13 protein-coding genes are annotated in these 16599 nt (G+C 51.4%); 10 read left to right on the top strand and 3 right to left on the bottom strand.

Going from position 1 to position 16599, the window contains the following annotated elements; translation table 11 throughout:
* Nucleotides 1-13: 13 nt before the first annotated feature.
* Together PG5_RS00880 and PG5_RS00875 are read left to right on the top strand one after the other, a co-directional pair.
* Nucleotides 14-868 (top strand): SDR family oxidoreductase, encoded by an 855-nt coding sequence (locus PG5_RS00880; protein WP_020795200.1) that lies wholly within the window; start codon nt 14-16, stop codon nt 866-868.
* An 86-nt stretch (nt 869-954) separates the two neighbouring features.
* Nucleotides 955-1962 carry an NAD(P)-dependent alcohol dehydrogenase gene (locus tag PG5_RS00875; RefSeq protein WP_020795199.1) on the top strand — a complete coding sequence of 336 codons (1008 nt, stop codon included), beginning with the start codon at nt 955-957 and terminating at the stop codon, nt 1960-1962.
* Nucleotides 1963-2072: 110 nt separating this feature from the next.
* On the opposite strand, the gene PG5_RS00870 is transcribed toward PG5_RS00875, so the two are convergent.
* A complete protein-coding gene (locus PG5_RS00870; protein ID WP_042955112.1) occupies nt 2073-2564 on the bottom strand; it encodes a MarR family winged helix-turn-helix transcriptional regulator in 492 nt (163 codons plus the stop codon).
* Between the two features lie 203 nt (nt 2565-2767).
* On the opposite strand from PG5_RS00870, the gene PG5_RS00865 reads away from it, so the two are divergent.
* From PG5_RS00865 to PG5_RS00840, 6 genes are all read left to right on the top strand, one after another.
* Nucleotides 2768-3598 (top strand): p-hydroxycinnamoyl CoA hydratase/lyase, encoded by an 831-nt coding sequence (locus PG5_RS00865; RefSeq protein ID WP_020795197.1) that lies wholly within the window; start codon nt 2768-2770, stop codon nt 3596-3598.
* A gap of 49 nt (nt 3599-3647) precedes the next feature.
* The gene (locus tag PG5_RS00860) at nt 3648-5096 is read left to right on the top strand and encodes an aldehyde dehydrogenase (protein ID WP_020795196.1); all 1449 of its coding nucleotides are present in this window, start codon (nt 3648-3650) and stop codon (nt 5094-5096) included.
* Between the two features lie 158 nt (nt 5097-5254).
* The gene (locus PG5_RS00855) at nt 5255-7120 is read left to right on the top strand and encodes a feruloyl-CoA synthase (RefSeq protein WP_042955185.1); all 1866 of its coding nucleotides are present in this window, start codon (nt 5255-5257) and stop codon (nt 7118-7120) included.
* Nucleotides 7117-8370, top strand: a complete 1254-nt coding sequence (locus tag PG5_RS00850) for a thiolase family protein (RefSeq protein WP_020795194.1) — start codon at nt 7117-7119, stop codon at nt 8368-8370. The genes PG5_RS00855 and PG5_RS00850 overlap by 4 nt, the downstream gene beginning before the upstream one ends.
* Nucleotides 8371-8526: 156 nt before the next feature.
* Nucleotides 8527-9726, top strand: a complete 1200-nt coding sequence (gene fdhA, locus PG5_RS00845) for a formaldehyde dehydrogenase, glutathione-independent (RefSeq protein ID WP_020795193.1) — start codon at nt 8527-8529, stop codon at nt 9724-9726.
* A 211-nt stretch (nt 9727-9937) separates the two neighbouring features.
* Complete coding sequence (locus PG5_RS00840) at nt 9938-10954, top strand: AraC family transcriptional regulator (RefSeq protein WP_081648119.1); 1017 nt, start codon at nt 9938-9940, stop codon at nt 10952-10954.
* 55 nt (nt 10955-11009) lie between these two features.
* On the opposite strand, the gene PG5_RS00835 is transcribed toward PG5_RS00840, so the two are convergent.
* On the bottom strand, nt 11010-12071 hold the full coding sequence (locus tag PG5_RS00835; RefSeq protein ID WP_020795191.1) for an aromatic ring-hydroxylating dioxygenase subunit alpha: 1062 nt from the start codon (nt 12069-12071) through the stop codon (nt 11010-11012).
* A gap of 810 nt (nt 12072-12881) precedes the next feature.
* Between PG5_RS00835 and PG5_RS00825 the strand changes: the two genes are divergently transcribed.
* Together PG5_RS00825 and azu are read left to right on the top strand one after the other, a co-directional pair.
* Nucleotides 12882-14321 (top strand): coniferyl aldehyde dehydrogenase, encoded by a 1440-nt coding sequence (locus tag PG5_RS00825; RefSeq protein WP_020795190.1) that lies wholly within the window; start codon nt 12882-12884, stop codon nt 14319-14321.
* A gap of 160 nt (nt 14322-14481) precedes the next feature.
* Nucleotides 14482-14928 (top strand): azurin, encoded by a 447-nt coding sequence (azu, locus tag PG5_RS00820; protein ID WP_042955109.1) that lies wholly within the window; start codon nt 14482-14484, stop codon nt 14926-14928.
* Nucleotides 14929-15043: 115 nt separating this feature from the next.
* Here azu and PG5_RS00815 read toward each other — a convergent pair whose 3' ends face one another.
* The gene (locus PG5_RS00815; RefSeq protein WP_020795189.1) at nt 15044-16597 is read right to left on the bottom strand and encodes an FAD-binding oxidoreductase; all 1554 of its coding nucleotides are present in this window, start codon (nt 16595-16597) and stop codon (nt 15044-15046) included.
* Nucleotides 16598-16599: the final 2 nt, after the last annotated feature.

Raw genomic sequence — 16599 nt, 5'->3', positions numbered from 1 at the left:
CAAGGTACTTTTCATGATTGCTGTCACAGGTGCTACCGGCCAATTGGGCCGTCTGGTCATTGATGCGCTTCTCAAGCGGGTGAATGCAAAGGGATTGGTTGCGTTGGTTCGCGATCCGCTTAAAGCACAAGATCTCGGCGCGCAAGGCATCAACGTTCGCAAGGCTGATTACAGCCAGCCCGAAAGCCTCAAAAGTGCGCTGGTCGGTGTAGAGCGTCTGCTGCTGATCTCTTCCAGTGAAATCGGGCAACGATCTGCGCAGCATCGTGCAGTCATTGATGCAGCAAGATCGGCTGGTGTTCAACTGCTGGCCTACACCAGCCTGTTGCACGCAGACAAATCGACCCTGGGCCTGGCGGTTGAACATCGCGACACGGAACAAGCGCTTGCAGAATCCGGGTTGAACTATGTGCTGCTGCGCAATGGCTGGTATAGCGAGAATTACATCGCCAGCGTGCCGCCGGCTGTCGAGCATGGCGCAATTCTGGGATGCGTTCAGGAAGGCCGCATTAGCTCCGCAGCCCGGGCCGATTATGCCGAGGCAGCAGCGGTTGTTCTGACGAGTGAAGGGCAGGCGGGCAAGGTTTACGAGTTGGCCGGTGATGAGAGTTATTCGTTGGCTGAATTGGCCTCGGAAGTTGCCAAACAATCCGGGAGCGCGGTGGTTTATACCGATCTACCCGAGCAAGACTTCAAGGCAGCGCTGATTGGCATGGGGTTGCCGGAAGGGTTTGCAGCATTGCTTGCTGATTCTGATGCGGCCGCCGCGAAGGGGGATCTTTTCGAAAGCTCCCGTCAGTTGAGTCAACTGATCGGTCGTCCGACCACACCAATTGCAGAGTCTGTTGCGACAGCATTGCCACGCTAACCTCTATTGCGGCAGGCGGGCTGCTCAATTTCCTGCATTGACATTGAGCAGTCGCCGTTCAACTCCATCAGTCAGGAGTTACTCTCTTGAAAGCTATCAAAATCAATCTACCGGCCTCATTGCTAAACCTTGAGGTTGTAGATTTGCCTGACCCGGGCCAGCCAGGCTCTGGCGAATTACGAGTGCGGCTACGTGCCAGTTCTTTGAACTTTCACGATTATGCAGTCGTTACCGGCAAGATGCCCACGGACCAAGGTCGCATTCCGATGGCTGATGGCGCTGGTGTTGTCGAAGCCGTCGGTGACGGGGTTCATGAGTTCAAGGTCGGCGATCATGTGTTCTCCTGTTTCTTCCCTCACTGGAATGAAGGCGAGCCTGCGATCGGTGATTTCAGCACTACGCCGGGTGACGGCGTTGACGGCTTTGCTCAGGAAGTCGTGGTTAAACCGAGCCATTGGTTTACTCGCTCGCCGGGGGGATTTACCCATGAACAAGCTTCCACGCTGACTACCGCAGGCCTGACTGCGTGGCGTGCTTTGGTGGTTAATGGTGGTCTCAAGGCCGGCGATACTGTTCTGGTGCTGGGAACGGGAGGGGTCTCTATTTTCGCGCTGCAAATGGCCAAAGCTATGGGCGCTACGGTTATTGCTACGTCTTCGTCGGATGAAAAGCTTAAAAAGGTCAAGGCTCTGGGGGCCGATCATACGATCAACTACCGCAAGCAGCCCGAATGGGGGCGTGAGGTGTTGGCACTTACCTCAGGGCGTGGAGTTGATCATGTAATAGAGGTGGGCGGCGCTGGGACGTTGCCGCAGTCGATTATTGCTGGTCGCATTGGCGGTCACATTGCATTGATAGGAGTGTTGACGGGTGGGGTTGGGGAAGTACCTACGGCCGCGTTAATGGCAAAGCAGCAGCGCCTTCAGGGGCTGATTGTCGGTAGCCGACAGCATCAAAAGGATCTTGTGCGTGGACTGGAAGCGATGGGAATCAAACCTGTAATTGATAGCATCTTTGCGCTTGAAGACATCGCTAAAGCATTTGCGCACGAAGAGTCTGGTGCCCATTTTGGCAAAATCTGCCTGTCATTCTAGTGTGCTGTTTTAGCAATAATTTGCTCACCAGCTTGTGAGGCCATCGCCTCACAGGCTTTTTGTATCTTGTTCACAATATCTTCTCCGTTAACCTAACGGCTTCGGTTCTCTTATGCGCTCTGATAGACCATTTTCAACAGTCTCAGCAGTTCTTCGCGTTCGACCGTATTGAGGGCCGAAGTGGCCTCTACATCGCTTTGTACCGCAAGCAATTTGAGCTCTTTGAGCAGGATCTCTCCGGCTTTGCTCAAAAAAATGCCATACGAGCGCTTATCCGGCTTGCAGCGTACCCGCACCGCGAGTGCCCGCTCTTCGAGTTTGTTCAGCAACGGCACAACCTGTGGCGGTTCGATAGCCAGTGCTTTAGCCAGATCCGCCTGCATCAAGCCAGGATTCTGATCAATGATAGCAAGCGCTGAGAATTGTGCAGGTCGAAGATCATGCGCTGATAGGTGATTGATGAGTGTCTGGAACAGCTTGAGCTGAGCTCTGCGCATTGCGTAGCCAATTAAACCTTCTAGTGACGCATCCAGAGACAATTGCTTCTCCGGGGTCGCAGTCGGGGCATCGTTCGAGGGGGCGCTTTTCGCAGGCCTTGCCATCTCAAAAGGGTTCCTTTTTCAATAAGTGGATAAGTCGATTACCTATTTTGCCTTGCTGGGATCGTCAGCGCCACTGCCAAAAATTGGAGGTGTCGCGCAGATGATCGGAAATTTAGTTAAAAAAAATAATGATTAATTGACATAACTATTTCTTGTGGTTAATTTCTACTCATCACCCCTTGGTCAACAAGAGAGAAACCGCCATGAGCAAGTACGAAGGTCGCTGGGAAACCGTCAAGGTAGAGCTTGAGGAAGGGATTGCTTGGGTCATTCTCAACCGCCCTGAGAAGCGCAATGCAATGAGCCCCACCCTCAATCGTGAAATGGTCAATGTGCTTGAAGTTCTAGAGCAGGACCCTGAAGCTGGGGTCTTAGTTTTGACGGGGGCTGGTGAATCATGGACAGCCGGGATGGACCTTAAAGAATACTTCCGTGAGGTTGATGCGGGCCCAGAGATCCTGCAGGAAAAAATCCGCCGTGAAGCCTCTCAATGGCAATGGAAGTTGTTGCGAATGTACGCCAAACCCACTATTGCGATGGTCAATGGCTGGTGTTTTGGTGGCGGATTCAGTCCGTTGGTGGCTTGTGACCTTGCAATTTGTGCGGATGAAGCGACTTTTGGGCTCTCTGAGATCAATTGGGGGATCCCACCTGGGAACCTTGTCAGCAAAGCGATGGCGGATACTGTCGGTCATCGCGAGTCGCTCTATTACATCATGACTGGCAAAACGTTCACTGGGCAGAAGGCTGCGCAGATGGGGCTGGTAAATGAAAGCGTTCCTCTGGAGAAGCTGCGTGAAGTGACGGTAGCTTTGGCTCAGAACCTGTTGGAAAAAAACCCTGTGGTTCTGCGAGCTGCTAAGCACGGCTTCAAACGTTGCCGCGAACTCACCTGGGAGCAGAACGAAGATTACCTCTACGCCAAGCTGGACCAATCCCGTCTGCTTGATACCGAGGGCGGTCGTGAGCAGGGCATGAAGCAGTTTCTCGATGATAAATCGATCAAGCCAGGTCTTCAGGCTTACAAACGCTGAAGCAAAGCTGTCCGCTAATTCCGACAACGACAATTAATGAGGAATGATCATGTTGGACGTGCCCCTGCTGATCGGTGGTAAATCTTGTCCCGCCAGTGACGGTCGATTCTTTGAGCGACGCAACCCTATAACTCAGGAAGTTGTCTCCCGGGCGGCGGCGGCTACCCTGGAAGATGCTGATGCGGCTGTAGCGGCTGCTAACGCAGCATTTCCAGCTTGGGCAGCTTTATCACCAGGACTGCGCCGCCAGAGATTGATGGCTGCCGCGGAGCAAATGCAGGCACGCAGTGCCGAGTTTGTGGCTGCAGCCGATGAAACTGGAGCAATGGCAAATTGGTACGGTTTCAATGTCCAGTTAGCCGCCAACATGCTGCGTGAAGCCGCATCAATTACTACGCAAATCACCGGGGATATCATCCCTTCAGATACGCCAGGTAGTTTTGCAATGGCACTCCGCCAACCCTGTGGTGTCGTGCTGGGTATCGCACCCTGGAATGCTCCGGTGATTTTGGCAACGCGAGCGATTGCAATGCCGTTGGCATGTGGCAATACAGTGGTTCTCAAATCGTCAGAACTGAGCCCGGCAGTGCACCGTCTGATTGGTCAAGTACTGCAGGAGGCGGGCTTGGGTGATGGTGTGGTTAATGTGATCAGTAATGCTCCTGCCGATGCTGGGGCGATTGTTGAGCGGCTAATTGCCAACCCTGCCGTACGACGGGTGAACTTCACCGGCTCGACCCGCGTAGGTCGGATCGTGGGTGAATTAGCAGCTCGCCATCTAAAGCCTGCGGTACTAGAGCTGGGTGGAAAAGCACCTATGCTGGTGCTAGATGATGCCGATCTGGATGCTGCAGTCGAAGCTGCCGCATTCGGCGCTTTCTTCAATCAGGGGCAGATCTGCATGTCTACTGAGCGGGTCATCGTCGACAACAAGGTTGCGGACGCCTTCGTAAGCAAACTGGCAAAAAAAACCGAAAGCCTGCAAGCGGGTGCCCCGACCGATAAGCACTCGATCCTAGGTTCGATGGTTGACATTTCAGCGGCGGAGCGGATCAACGAGCTAGTTGATGATGCTCTTTCAAAAGGGGCTGAGTTGCTGGCTGGCGGGCGGCAGGAGGGCAGCATCATGCAGGCAACCTTGCTCGATCGAGTCGACTCCAGCATGCGCCTATTCCATGAAGAATCATTTGGCCCTGTAGCTGTTGTGCTGCGCGCATCTGGCGATGAGGAGTTGCTGGCACTAGCCAACGACTCTGAATTTGGACTGTCTGCAGCCATCTTCAGTCGCGATACATCTCGTGCGCTTGCTTTAGCCCAGCGGGTAGACTCGGGAATTTGCCATATCAACGGCCCAACGGTTCATGACGAAGCGCAGATGCCCTTCGGCGGAGTTAAGTCGAGTGGTTATGGCAGTTTCGGTGGGAAAGCTGCGGTAGAGCAATTCACCCAGTTGCGTTGGATCACCCTACAAAACGGCCCTCGACATTATCCCATCTGAATTTTATCAGACCGTGTTGAGCCGCTGCGGCTGCGTGGCGTGCTCGCTTCATAGCAAACAAAAATAACAAGGTTGCAGCACCCGCTGCCATGCCTCAACCACTGCTTAAGTGCGAGGGGCATGCCTTGAGGGAGAAGAACGGCGTGAACTCCGAATCCATGAAGCAGGCTCTTGAGCATACCGCGGCGCAGTATCGCCAGGTCTCGATCAGCAAGTCTGCCGTAGAAATTAAAGAACTAAATGATTGCCTTCATATGCGGGCCCTAGAGCCGTTGGAGGCGCCACCTTTGCGTTTGCTCGATCGGCTCATACACTGGGCAGAATTGCGCGGTGAGCAGACTTTTATTGCGGCTCGCGAATCCGGGGGAGACTGGCGTAAGGTCAGTTATACCCAAATGCTCGACAGCGTACGCGCAATTGCACGGGGTTTGCTGGATTACAATTTATCCGCCGATAAGCCTTTGGTCATTCTGTCTGGTAACGACATTGAGCACTTGCAGATCGCGTTGGGTGCTATGTATGCGGGTATCCCTTATAGCCCGGTTTCACCCGCTTACGCACTGCTGTCCAAAGATTTTGCTAAGCTGCGGCATGTATGTGATCTGTTGCAACCCGGCTTGATTTTTGTGAGTGACGCGACAGCTTTTTCTAAAGCGATTGAGACAGTCCTACCGGCACATGTGCCCGTGGTTAGTGTGCAAGGGGAGGTCGCCGGGCGACAGCACATTCAATTCGATCAACTGCTGGCTAAGCCGGGGAATGTCGAGGTAGAGGAAGCGTTTGCCGCTACTGGGCCCGATACTATCGCTAAGTTCCTGTTTACTTCGGGCTCCACTAAACTCCCTAAAGCAGTCGTTACTACCCAGCGCATGCTCTGTGCGAACCAGCAGATGCTATTACAGACGTTTCCAGTTCTAGGCGAGGAGCCGCCAGTGCTTGTTGACTGGCTACCTTGGAATCACACGTTTGGTGGCAGTCATAATCTGGGAATTGTGCTTTATAACGGTGGCACATTTTATCTGGACGCAGGTAAACCAACCCTTCAAGGTTTTGCGGAAACACTGCGTAACCTGAAAGAAATATCACCTACTGCCTACCTTACGGTACCCAAGGGCTGGGAAGAGTTAGTCTCAGCATTGGAGACTGACGAAGAGCTGCGTACACGTTTCTTTGCGCGCATGAAATTGTTTTTCTTTGCCGCTGCCGGCCTTTCGCAATCGATTTGGGATCGTCTTGACCGGGTAGCTGAACGGCACTGCGGTGAACGGATTCGAATGATGGCGGGGCTGGGGATGACTGAGGCAGCACCTTCATGCACATTCACAACTGGGCCGCTGTCTATGGCAGGTTACATTGGACTGCCGGCGCCAGGCTGTGAAGTCAAATTGGTGCGCGTGGGCGACAAGTTGGAAGGGCGTTTCCGTGGCCCACATATCATGCCAGGCTACTGGCGTAATGCGCAGCAAACAGCCGAAGTGTTCGACGAAGAAGGGTTTTACTGCTCAGGCGACGCTATTAAGTTGGCCGACCCAAATAATCCGCAATTGGGTCTCATGTTCGACGGGCGTATAGCTGAAGATTTCAAGCTGTCATCCGGTGTTTTTGTAAGCGTCGGGCCGTTGCGCAACCGTGCGGTGTTGGAAGGATCCCCGTATGTCCAAGATGTCGTCGTGACGGCGCCAGACCGTGAGTGCCTTGGTATTCTAGTATTCCCGCGCCTGCACGAGTGCCGGCAACTATCTGGATTGGGAATTGATACCTCTGACGCAGATGCTTTAGCTAGTGCTCCCGTCCGCGCATGGTTTGCTGAATGGCTACAGCGACTGAATCGCGACGCACAGGGTAATGCCAGTCGGGTTGAGTGGCTCGCGTTGCTAGAGGAGCCGGCATCGATTGATCGAGGTGAAATCACCGACAAAGGTTCAATCAATCAGCGGGCTGTTTTGCAGTGGAGGGCGGCGAAGGTTGAGGCATTGTACCGGTCTCAAGACGCGACCATTCTCCGGGCTGAGCCACTGTCATGAGCAAAGAAGGGCAGTATTCAGAGTTTGCTGATGCTGCATTAGTCAATGCAGTGCGCACACCCTGGATCGATTTAGGTGGCGCTCTAGCACAGGTCTCACCGATCGACTTGGGGATAAAGGTCGGGCGCGAAGTTTTGTCGCGCTCCGGGCTTGATGCGCAAGAAGTAGACAGTGTTTTGGCGGGCTCAATGGCCCAAGCTAGTTTCGATGCTTATCTGTTGCCTAGACATATTGGTCTGTACAGCGGTGTGCCGCAACGAGTGCCCGCATTAGGGGTTCAGCGCATTTGCGGAACCGGCCTGGAGTTACTGAGGCAGGCCGCAGAGCAAGTGGGTAATGGCGTGGGTCTGGCGCTATGTGTTGGTACCGAATCGATGTCTCGCAATCCGATTGCCGCCTATACGCATCGTAGTGGGTTCAGGCTTGGTGCAGGCGTGGAGTTCAAAGACTTTCTATGGGAGGCACTCCATGACCCGGCGATTGGGATGGACATGGTCGGTACAGCAGAAAAACTCGCACAACTTCACGGGTTAAGTCGCGAAGTTGTGGATGAATTTGCGTTGAAGAGTCATCGGCTTGCCCTAATGGCCCAACAGTCCGGTTGGTTTGCAGACGAAATTGTCGAGGTCCGAAGTGAGAAGTTTGAAGTTCAAGGGCTTCAACCACGCGGTATTAATTTACCAAAAAAAGTAACGGCGGTTTATCAAGACAACCATCCTAGACCTACTGACAGTGCAGCATTGTCGAAACTTTCCTCAATTCACCCTGGTGGAGTGCAAACCGCTGGTAACAGTTGTGCAGTGGTTGATGGCGCTGCTGCAGGGTTGGTAGCCAAAGCTTCCGCTTGCAGCTCACCTCCCTTAGCGAGACTGCTGGGCGCAACTGTTGTGGGGGTTGCTCCGGATGTAATGGGGGGCGGGCCAGTGCCAGCAATTCGACTACTGCTGAAAAATAGTGGTTTGAAAATGAGTGACATTGACCGCTTTGAAATCAACGAAGCTCAAAGTGCACAAGTGCTAGCAGTCGCGCAGGATTTGGAGCTCGATTTTACTCGCCTAAATGTACGAGGTGGGTCGATCGCATTAGGCCACCCTCTGGCAGCTACTGGCTTACGTTTAGTCCTTACGTTAGCTCGCCAATTGCTGAGCGGCAATATGCGTTACGGTATTGCAGCAGCTTGCATTGGAGGCGGTCAGGGAATGGCGTTATTAATCGAAAACGTCCAATACCGACGTGGTGATAAATTTTAGCTGTACTCGCATAAAAGTTGTGAGACCACAATTTAACATGTGTGCTGATGTTTGATCAGAATCTGGCCTGGCATGATTGAGTTAAATACTTATCTTATCCGGTCGAGGTAGGCTCACTCGAGCCATTTCAAAATTATTGTTCTGAAGAGGCTCCATATGACTGATAATCGTGGTGTTGTCTATATTGGATCGGGTAAGGTCGAAGTTCAGAAAATTGAATATCCAAAAATGCAAGATCCACGGGGCCGTAAGATAGAGCACGGTGTTATCTTGAAAGTTGTTTCCACCAACATTTGCGGATCTGATCAGCATATGGTGCGTGGTCGAACAACTGCGCAAGCTGGGCTGGTTCTGGGACATGAGATCACTGGCGAAGTCATCGAAAAAGGCAGTGACGTTGATACATTAAAGATTGGGGATCTCGTCTCGGTTCCGTTCAACGTCGCGTGTGGTCGCTGTCGCTCATGCAAGGAGCAGCACACGGGTGTGTGCTTGACAGTAAATCCTGCGCGTGCAGGCGGTGCTTACGGGTACGTCGACATGGGGGACTGGACAGGTGGACAGGCCGAATATGTACTGGTGCCCTACGCAGATTTCAACTTGCTCAAGCTGCCAGACCGCGACAAGGCAATGGAGAAGATTCTTGATCTTACCTGCCTATCGGACATCTTACCCACTGGTTACCACGGAGCCGTTACAGCGGGGGTTGGCCCTGGCAGTACGGTATATGTTGCCGGTGCGGGCCCAGTAGGGCTAGCAGCCGCGGCATCTGCCCGCTTGTTGGGTGCTGCCGTGGTGATTATTGGTGATGTAAACCCGATTCGCTTAGTGCATGCCAAGGCGCAAGGGTTTGAGATTGCTGATCTTTCATTGGATACCCCATTGCACGAGCAAATCGCGAGCTTGCTAGGTGAGCCGGAAGTGGACTGTGCAATTGACGCAGTTGGATTTGAAGCTCGTGGTCATGGGCATGCCGGAGTTCAACAGGAAGCTCCAGCAACAGTGCTTAACTCGCTAATGCAGGTCACACGCGTTGCTGGCAAGATCGGTATTCCCGGCCTCTATGTCACAGAAGATCCAGGCGCCATGGATGCTGCAGCAAAAATGGGCAGCTTGAGTATTCGATTTGGTTTGGGTTGGGCAAAGTCCCACAGCTTCCACACCGGCCAAACTCCAGTAATGAAATACAATCGCCAGCTCATGCAGGCCATTATGTGGGACCGTATTAACATTGCTGAAGTGGTAGGCGTTCAAGTCATTAGCTTGGACGACGCCCCTCGTGGTTATGGTGAGTTCGATGCCGGTGTCCCCAAAAAATTCGTCATCGACCCGCATAGAGCTTTCAGCGCTATCTAAGTCTTAAATAACCGTTCACCTTGCCTGGTCCTGAAGCGGAGAAAATCCATTTGAGGGCTCGGCGAGGTTTTCATCCTGGATAACCAAAATGACGTGGATTTTTAATTGATATATTTATTGGTTATGAGGTACTCGACGGAGACGCGCTTAGAATCTGTTAGGGTTAAAAAATAAGAACGATATTGGCTAGTCGCACTTTACGAAGCAGAGAGTGCTGCTAGATCCGCTAGATGTGATGATGTCTACGGGTGAGATGATGCCACTGGTACCGGACTCAAGAGATTTTTACTGGACAACCGAAGGTGTTGACCCCACCTTGGCCGTTAAGTCGTGGCAGGAGATATTGTCTAAGGAAATCATTGAAATGGCCGTCTCCAGTCCACTGGGGGACAGTTTCGAGGCGGCATGGTTGCGGTATGGCATCGGCCCAATTGACTTGAATTTTCTCCAGGCCAAACCACAACAAGTACACCATGTTCCACTATCCCGCAGTACGAGTGGCGACGAGAGTTACGAGTTGTTGTTCGTGAGGGCTGGTTCTGTAGAGCTGAGCCAAGGCCGTAGCACCGCGCTTGTGCCGGACGGATCCTTCGTATTGCTTGACAATGCCAAGCCTTACAGCCTCGAAATGAATCATTCGATGACTCGGTGTTATACCGCACATCTTGAAAATTCCTGGCTAAGGAAGTGGATACCCTATCCCAAGGAATTGATCGCAAGCCCTTTATCCGCCTCGGCGGGTTGGGGGGCGCCGCTGGCCGCGCTGCTTGAAACCATTTTTACTATTGGGCTTAAAGATTCTCCTCTGCCGAGGGTCGTTTTAGCCGATCAGTTGGGCAGCCTTATAACGTTGTTAGCATCCCCTCATCAAGATCTTCAAAGGCAGCATCATAGTCATGAGCTAATAAAAAAATTGCGGCAGACGTTGAATGAGAATTTTCATGAAAGTAGCCTCAATCCAGATTTTGTTGCGAGTAAGCACGGTATTTCAAAGCGCTATTTACATCTGTTATTTGCTCATGAGAGCACGACGTTCAGTCAAGTTCTGCTCGATATTAGACTTAATAAGTCTATTTCCCTTCTCCAAGATCGTCGATACGACGGGCATCCGATATCAGATATCGCTTGGGACTGCGGATTTGTCGACCCAAGCCATTTTGCTAGGAAGTTTAAGCAGCGCTTCGAAAGTAGTCCGCTGGAGTATCGAATGAAGTGTCGAACTCAGTGATATTGTGAAGTGGAGCCGATCCAGCCGGTAAAGCGCTGGATCGGTGTTTGTGGTGCTAGTCGGTCGTCACCAGGGGGATTAGCTGTTGTTCAGCTTTAATAAGACGCTCCACTGTTCTTTGGAACATGACCACACCTTTATCTGCCGCAATTGCGATAGGTTTTCTGCTCGGGTCAATTTCCATTACCTTATGCTGAGCTTCAATAATCACCTGATCCTCTAGAAATGCTTTCAACAAAATAGTCCGCATAATCGCAGATTCTTCTTCTGTCCCAAGCGATTTGCTGGGGCCCCAAGAATAAAGGTAGCGAGAAGTTGCTTCGCTTTTAGGGGTCACAGCTTGAATGGAGTAATGGGTGTAGAGAGGAGTGCCTAGCGCCTCTGTAGGCGCCTCGAGATTAGCTTGTAATGCAGTTCCTACGGGGTAGAGTGCATTATAAAAAATCAAAATACCTGGTACCAAAAAGTCGTAAGAAGCCCAATGGTCAACGACCGCGTGTTTGGCTGCTTCACCGAGTGGTGGAATAGGAGGAACACTGGATAGCCACCGGGACATCCTGATTCCGCGATCCAGTTGCGTGATCGTCGGTGCTTTCTGTGCCCACTGTTCATCTGACCCAAAGGATTCGGTGTGAACATAACCCAAATGCGAGAAGTCAGTCAGGTTGTCACAAATCAACATGTAGTTGGTGTCGTAGTCTAAATGGTTGCGAGTCAAATACCATTCATCATTGGCTCCGCCATGAGCAGGAGGGATGAGTGCAGGATCAGCCAACTCTGGATCTCCTAGCCAAACCCAAATCCAACTATGTTGCTCGATAACTGGGTAGCTCTTGATGCAGAGCCGGGAAGGAATTTTTTCCTGGCCTGGAATTTCAACACACTGTCCCGCAGGCGAGAATTTCAATCCATGGTACATGCAACGAATATCATCACCTTCTCGTCTTCCTAGTGATAGTGGGGACATTCGGTGGGCGCAGCGATCTTCTAAAGCGACAAGAGAATCGTCAGATTTTCGATAGATCAAAATGGGCTCATTGATGATCATGCAAGTGAGAAACTCGCCAGACAACTCCTCACTCCATGCGGCCACATACCAACAGTTTCGGATGAACATCTTGTCTTTCCTCAGGTAAATTCTTGTATTTATGGTGACCCGGCTAGCCAGCTGATCTAGAGGAAAGGCTAATTCATATTAGTGGAGCACTGCGCGCCTAACAGCGTATAGGCGGGCGGCTGAGAGTGCACTGGCCCGCGAAGTAATCATGCTGTGGCTTAGGGCAAGAGATGCACCACTCACGAGTAGTTACCATGTGGAGGCGACTAGTGTGGCCCGCCTCGATTCGAAAAGGAAAACTACACTGGCGCGATTCCATCAGCGCTGGAGCACGGCTCCCTCATGGGCTGTGCCAATAATGATCGGGTCAGCTCAGCGGGCTGGGCAAATTACGCAGAAGTCGCCGCGTTGATTCTGACTCGGGATGGCCAAGCCGGCGAAGGCTATGGACCATCCGGAGACTCAAGCTGCAGTTTGCCTGAGTTGGCAGCCGAGATAACTCGACAAGCAGTCAAGAAGATTCGTTGCCTCGACCTTCAGATGTCTGAATACAAAGGCTTTGCTGGGTGTAGGTCCTCCGGAGAGTCTTACAGCGTTTTCAGCAGGCTCGGATGCCGCAGCATCCTGTTCGACGAAACCTGCCAGCTTTCGCAGTTGATCGCTGGACGAGCCCCTCTGATTTCCGAGTCGGCAGGTGAAGCGCTAAGGTAGAAATGCTCGAAAATAATTAATTGACATAACTAAATTCTAGCGATAGTTTCGTACGATATGGGGTGCTTTTTTAGGCGGAGCCTCCAATTTACGGCGACCCCAATCAACAGCTAAATTGATTGGCTTTTTTAACTAAAACAATTGATAAGGGCTTTTTCAATGAGCATTCTTGGAAAAAATGATGCTGCGGTGACTGCCGAAGAAATACTCAACGCTGTCGAGCGGATGAAGCAGGCGCACACTCAAAACGGCCCTCCTGGGGTGGAGCTCCGAATTGATCGATTAGACAGGGCGATCCGTTTGCTCCTGGAAAACAGCGCGGCATTGGCTGAAGCAATCAGCGCCGACTTTGGTAACCGTAGTCATCAGCAGAGCCTTCTCGCTGACGTTGGCAGTTCCGTAGCTGCTCTTAAGCATTGCAGAGAGCATCTCGAAAAATGGATGCAGGCAGAAGATTATGTGGCGCCTTTTCCTGGTGTGCAGACACAGGTTCAGTATCAACCACTGGGTTTGGTTGGGATTATCAGTCCGTGGAATTTTCCAGTGATTCTCGCATTCGGTCCGCTCGCTGGGGTACTGGCAGCTGGTAACCGGGCAATGCTTAAGCCCTCTGAATTGACACCTCGAACTTCTGCCCTGATCGCGGAGTTGATAGATCGCTATTTTGATGAAGATGAGATCACTGTGGTGTTGGGTGACAAGGAAGTTGGCGCCCTTTTTAGTGAGCAACCGTTCGATCACTTGGTTTTTACCGGTAGCACCCCGGTGGGCAAGCTCATCATGGATGCTGCCGCGAAGAATCTGGTACCTGTGACACTGGAGCTAGGGGGGAAATCACCGGTCATGATTTCGCGATCCGCCTCGATAAAGACTGCAGTTGAGCGGATCTTCACCGTCAAAACGTTTAATGCTGGACAGATTTGCCTAGCGCCTGATTATGTGCTCATTCCTGAAGAAAGCTTGGATGATTTTGTTGCTCTAGCTCAGGAGTTTGTGGAGGGTATGTATCCGACACTGAAGGCTAACTCAGATTACACATCGATCATTAACACTCGAAACTTCCACCGGTTACAGAACTATTTGAGCGACGCCAAAGAAAAGGGGGCACGGGTTATCGAAATCAATCCTGCTGCGGAAGATTTGAGCGATGAAGCGGTTCGCAAAATAGCACCTACCTTAGTTGTGAACGTCACATCGCAGATGCAGGTATTGCATGAAGAGATCTTCGGGCCGATTCTTCCGGTCGTTACTTATAAGGATTTTGGGGCGGTCATTGATTATGTCAACAGTCGTCCACGCCCACTTGCAGCCTATTACTTCGGTGAAGACGCAGCGGAGCGCCAATTGGTGCTTGAGCGGACAACATCTGGTGCAGTAGTAGTCAATGATGTAATGACCCATGTTTTTATCGACGATTTGCCGTTCGGTGGAGTCGGCTATTCAGGTATGGGTGCTTACCATGGAATTCAAGGCTTCCGTAACTTCAGTCATGCAAAAACAGTGTTGCTGCAAAGCTCAGGTGGCGAATCAAACTTGCCTATGCGTGCACCTCATCGTGACGTCATTAAGGGTGTGATTGATTACCTCTTGCAGCCTTGACTAGGGATCCAGGTAAAGGCTCACTTACATCACCAGTGGGCCAAATTGATTGAAAACCTGGCCATGGTCCAGGGCTTTTTCATATCTCTCTCCCAAAAAACACTCGGCTCGCGCGGTAGCTAAGGCTAACGCGTGGGCATATTTACGTATGGAGTTAACAATGATACGCACGCTGATATCTGCATCCTTAATTACTCTCTTTAGTGGTCAACTGTTGGCGGCTGAGTGCAGTCTTAAAGTTGAATCAACAGATCAGATGACATTTAACTATAGCTCTATCATTGTCGATAAAAGTTGCAAGATCTTCACAGTTGAACTCCAGCATACTGGAAAATTGCCAAAAAATATCATGGGGCATAACTGGGTGCTCAGTAAGGAGGCTGATGCCCGAGCAATTGCCACTGACGGCATGAGTGCGGGAGTCGAAAGGGAATATCTGAAAGATGGTGACATGCGTGTCATTGCGCACACTAAGATCATTGGTGGAGGCGAGAGGGACTCAGTAACGTTTGTGGTTTCCAAGCTGAATGTTAGCGATAAATACCTTTTTTTCTGCTCGTTCCCGGGGCATATCAGCATGATGAAAGGTACGTTAACGCTAAAATAGATGTGTCTTTGCTTAATCGCGTAGAGGCGCAACTGCGGCTTTTTATAAAGAAACCCCCGCTATGAGCGGGGGTTCAGATAAATCAATTGATCCTGCAGAGCAGAGGGTTAAAATATCAGTCTGGCAGGTGAATGCCTGACTTGCCAGGTGCGAGAATACCATTTGGATCCAGGGCTTTTTTGATCTGTTGGTTGACGTGCATGTTTGTTGAACCGAATTTTTTCGCGACTTTATCCATGAACGCGATATTGGTGCGGTAGCTAGCAAAGCCTTCTGCGGCGAAGACTTCGATCAACTCATCGAAGCAAGCATAAGCTCGTTTCTTTTCTTCTGCATTATTTCGGTCATACAGCACATCGATGATATGGTGCAAGTCGCGCCAACCAATCGCAAATCCTGCCGTGTAGTCCAGGTTGTGTTTTGCCAATACACGTTGAGCTAATTTTACCTGAAGTTCAGCCTCCTGACCTTTGACCTGCGCAACTGGAGCGAACCAGCACGCACCTCCACCCGCACCTCGCCAGCGGTATATATTCATCTCTTCCATCGTCATTTCACCGCACATCAGCTGTTTGTGGTGATGGAAAAGGATGTTATCCCCAGCCTCGGCTTCGGTGACTATTTCACCCCCCGAGGGTTCGATAATTGAGCGGACAATTTTTTCGTTTACTGCGATTTGTTCAGCGGTACCATAAAGGGCAAAGTACACATTCCAGTAGCCGATACCCAGTTCCTTAAATACCTTGCGGGCATCCGCTTCGCTGATTGGCCCTGGGTCGGACGTGACTTCTGCGCGGGTTTTGCAGATTGCGGTCTCATAGTGTCCATGCATGAAGAGCACTACGTTAGGAATCAATTGGTTGATCCGTAGTGGCCGCATCGCGTCAATAGCTTTGACTACATCCGATTCATTCTGATAACGCACCATGAATGGCTTGATAACCGGGGGCTTGGGCATCAGCCACAATCCCATCTTGGTCACTACCCCAAAGTTTGATTGTGTGAAAATGCCATCTACGTACGGCCCGTAACCCCATTTAAATGCTTGCCATGTCTTGGCCTTTGGGACCGAGCCCATGCCTGTTCGAAGGATTTCGCCGTTCGCCAATACCACTTCCATACCGCATTGCATCATGAAGTGTTCGCCGTAAGGCGTGTAGCCAACCCCGCGGTCCAGTGTGTTACCCACAGGGCCAACCATAGGGCCAATAGTCGGCACGTCCAGCATTAATGGAATGTTGTTCTCTTTCAGATGATCGTACAGCTGCTGGTATGTCACGCCTGGTTCAAGCAGGGCGGTACAACTGTCGACATCGATTTCGATAATTTTGTTCATCTTGCGTAAATCTAGAATCAATTGACCAGGGGTGGCCGGAGACGCCGAACCATATCCCCAGTTGCGTCCAGTGGAGATCGGCCATACTGGTAGCTTGTAACGATTACAGATCGCCAGAATTTTTTGCACTTCTTCTACTGATCCGGGAGTAAGGGCTCCGCTGGGCATGAAGCTGGCATCGTCTTCAGTTGGGATCAGCAGCTTGGTGTAGGGCACTACCCGTTCAGCGGTGGCCAATACATTGTCTTCGCCAAGCAGCAGGCGGAATTCGGCAATAGCTTTGCTAAATTGCTCAGTGGAAACACCTGCTGGGAGCATTACTGTCGTGTCCATCA

The sequence above is a fragment of the Pseudomonas sp. G5(2012) genome (genome assembly GCF_000408945.1).
Lineage (GTDB): Bacteria > Pseudomonadota > Gammaproteobacteria > Pseudomonadales > Pseudomonadaceae > Aquipseudomonas > Aquipseudomonas umsongensis.
Note: the sequence above shows the minus strand (reverse complement) of the source record. Positions and strands in the feature narration are given on the sequence as shown.

Bases quoted from the DNA above. Each gene is read 5' to 3' on its own strand.
- PG5_RS00870 (WP_042955112.1), bottom strand. From the start codon at position 2,564: ATGGCAAGGCCTGCGAAAAGCGCCCCCTCGAACGATGCCCCGACTGCG.
- PG5_RS00855 (WP_042955185.1), top strand. From the start codon at position 5,255: ATGAAGCAGGCTCTTGAGCATACCGCGGCGCAGTATCGCCAGGTCTCG.
- fdhA (WP_020795193.1), top strand. From the start codon at position 8,527: ATGACTGATAATCGTGGTGTTGTCTATATTGGATCGGGTAAGGTCGAA.
- PG5_RS00860 (WP_020795196.1), top strand. From the start codon at position 3,648: ATGTTGGACGTGCCCCTGCTGATCGGTGGTAAATCTTGTCCCGCCAGT.
- PG5_RS00825 (WP_020795190.1), top strand. From the start codon at position 12,882: ATGAGCATTCTTGGAAAAAATGATGCTGCGGTGACTGCCGAAGAAATA.
- PG5_RS00880 (WP_020795200.1), top strand. From the start codon at position 14: ATGATTGCTGTCACAGGTGCTACCGGCCAATTGGGCCGTCTGGTCATT.
- PG5_RS00865 (WP_020795197.1), top strand. From the start codon at position 2,768: ATGAGCAAGTACGAAGGTCGCTGGGAAACCGTCAAGGTAGAGCTTGAG.
- PG5_RS00835 (WP_020795191.1), bottom strand. From the start codon at position 12,071: ATGTTCATCCGAAACTGTTGGTATGTGGCCGCATGGAGTGAGGAGTTG.
- PG5_RS00850 (WP_020795194.1), top strand. From the start codon at position 7,117: ATGAGCAAAGAAGGGCAGTATTCAGAGTTTGCTGATGCTGCATTAGTC.
- PG5_RS00815 (WP_020795189.1), bottom strand. From the start codon at position 16,597: ATGGACACGACAGTAATGCTCCCAGCAGGTGTTTCCACTGAGCAATTT.
- azu (WP_042955109.1), top strand. From the start codon at position 14,482: ATGATACGCACGCTGATATCTGCATCCTTAATTACTCTCTTTAGTGGT.